Annotated in this window: 4 protein-coding genes; all 4 read left to right on the forward strand. The window is 69.5% G+C overall.

The window, feature by feature from the left end; translation table 11 throughout:
• Nucleotides 1-202, forward strand: a 202-nt coding sequence (locus KSO97_RS17300) for an SHOCT domain-containing protein (RefSeq protein WP_232681760.1), incomplete at its 5' end; no start/stop codon positions are given.
• Between the two features lie 27 nt (nt 203-229).
• Nucleotides 230-1,501: a TFIIB-type zinc ribbon-containing protein gene (locus KSO97_RS17305; protein WP_232681783.1), complete on the forward strand. Its 1,272-nt coding sequence runs from the start codon at nt 230-232 to the stop codon at nt 1,499-1,501.
• Nucleotides 1,498-1,791, forward strand: coding sequence for a hypothetical protein (locus KSO97_RS17310; protein WP_232681791.1), 294 nt, complete (start codon nt 1,498-1,500; stop codon nt 1,789-1,791). Before KSO97_RS17305 ends, KSO97_RS17310 begins: the two co-directional genes overlap by 4 nt.
• A gap of 186 nt (nt 1,792-1,977) precedes the next feature.
• The coding region (locus KSO97_RS17315; protein ID WP_232681808.1) for a hypothetical protein at nt 1,978-2,159 on the forward strand (182 nt) is incomplete at its 3' end.

The raw sequence follows: 2,159 nt of genomic DNA on the forward strand, positions 1-2,159 counted from the left end.
AATCGGCGGTCTTCAGCAGCCGGTGCCCGGCGTGGGTGCCCAGTCGACGCCGGCCGCGCCCGCGGCCCCGGCGGCGCCCGCTGCGGCACCTGCCGCCGACGACCCCATGGCCAAGCTCGCCAAGGCCAAGGAGATGCTCGACGCCGGCCTCATCACCCAGGAGGACTACGACTCGCTCAAGGCCAAGGCGCTCGGTCTCTAGACCGCGCCGAGCGAAGAATTCCCGACGATGAGCGACTCCTCGACGACGCCCGACCAGGGCGCCGTCCCGCAGCCACCTCCCCCGCCGACCCCGGCGGGGGAGCCTGTGCTGACACCCGACGGCGCGCCCCCCGGCGGCCCCCGGGTGATCGACACCGAGAACCAGGACCTGGCCGACGGCGTCAACCGGTGCCCCAAGTGCGGGTCGACCGACATCCAACTGCGCGTCTCCACGGGCATGCTGGTCTGCCTGTTCTGCCGCAACGAGTGGGCCGAGGCCGCGATCGACCCGCTGGTCTCGGGCGAGGCGTCGCTGGCCGACCTGACCGGCACGGTGATCGCGTCGGGAGCAGCCGACATCGATGCGGCCGCGGCGCAGGTGCTGACCCTGAAGTGCTCGGGCTGCGGCTCCGAGGTCGTGGTCAACATCGCCGAGGCGACGTCGTCGCGGTGCCACTGGTGCCGCCACGTGCTGACGGTCAACGAGCAGGTGCCCAACGGCGCCGTGCCCGACGCCGTCCTGCCGTTCGCGATCACTCGCGACGACGCCCTGACGCGGATCCGCGAGTTCGCCGGCAAGCGACGGATGTTCGCGCACCGACGATTCCTCAAGGAGTTCGTGCCGGAGAACGTCGTCGGCGCCTACCTGCCGTACATGGTGGTCGACAGCCGCGCGAGCGCCGACCTCCACGGACATGGCGAGGTGTTGATCCGCCGGTACACGCGCGGCACCGGGGACAACAAGGAGACCTACTACGACGCGGACGTCTACCGCATCGCACGCCGGGTCGACTTCACCGCCGACGACCTGACGCTGGAGTCCTCGGCCGCCCGGGCGGACATGAACACCGTGGTGAACACGAACAACGTGATCAACACGATCCTGCCGTTCGACACCGAGAAGGCCGTTCGCTGGAACGCCAACTACCTGGTCGGCTTCACCTCCGAGCGCCGCGATCAGGACGTCGCGGCGTTGGTGCCCGAACTGGAGCACCAGCTGCTCTCGATCGCCCGCTCGGAGGCCCGCGGTTCGGTGTCGGCCTACGACCGGGGCGTCCGCTGGGAGTCGGAGGGGCTCGAGGTGCACGGCACCCGCTGGGTCTCGATGTATCTGCCGGTGTGGCTGTACTCCTACTACGAGCAGGACAAGTCGATGGTGCACTACATCGCCGTCAACGGCCGGACCGGCGAGACCATGGGCAGCGTCCCGGTGTCCCAAGGCCGTCTGCTGGCAGCCGCGATCACGGTCGGGTCGATCCTGGAGGTCTTCGCCATCGCGATCGTGGGGGCTGCCTCGTGAGCGCGCTCGCGATCGCCGTCGGCACTGCCTGGCTGCTGCCGATGGAGTCCGACGGCGGCATCTTCGCGCTGCTGCTGGCCGGGCCCCTCGGCGGCGGCGCGCTCTACTGGTGGCTGTACCGCTACTACCGCAACACCGACAAGTCGCACTCCTTCGAACGCGAGACGCGGATCGAGGCGCAGCCGGTCACCGGTCGCGACGACAAGGTCGACGAGGTACGCGGCACCAAGCGCACCGACATCAAGGGCGACAACGTCGCCAACTACCGCCAGCGGGTACAGCGGCTCTGAGGCCCGGCTCGGGGATAGCAAACGTGTTCTTGCAGGTTTTCGGCGCCGATCGGCCCGATTTCCCTGCTGAAACACGTTTGGTATCCCCGACCACTGCCGGCGTCATAGAAACTGAACCTGAATCGCTGTCATCTTTCTGGCTCAGACCTTAGAGTTCCCCCACCCGTACCTCCGGAGGATCTCTGCATGCCCAGCTCCCGCTCCACCACCACGCCCCTCGGCGACGACGCCGGCGACCCTGACGACACCTCGGGCGCCTCGTCGCCAGGCGGCCGGACCCGCGTCGTCCGGATCGGCACCGCGGTCGCGACCGCCGTCGCGCTGGTCGCCGTCGCACTGAACCTGCCCCAGAGCGGGGCGGCCCGCGG

The sequence above is a fragment of the Nocardioides sp. R-C-SC26 genome, from assembly GCF_021246465.1.
Taxonomy (GTDB): Bacteria; Actinomycetota; Actinomycetes; order Propionibacteriales; family Nocardioidaceae; genus Nocardioides.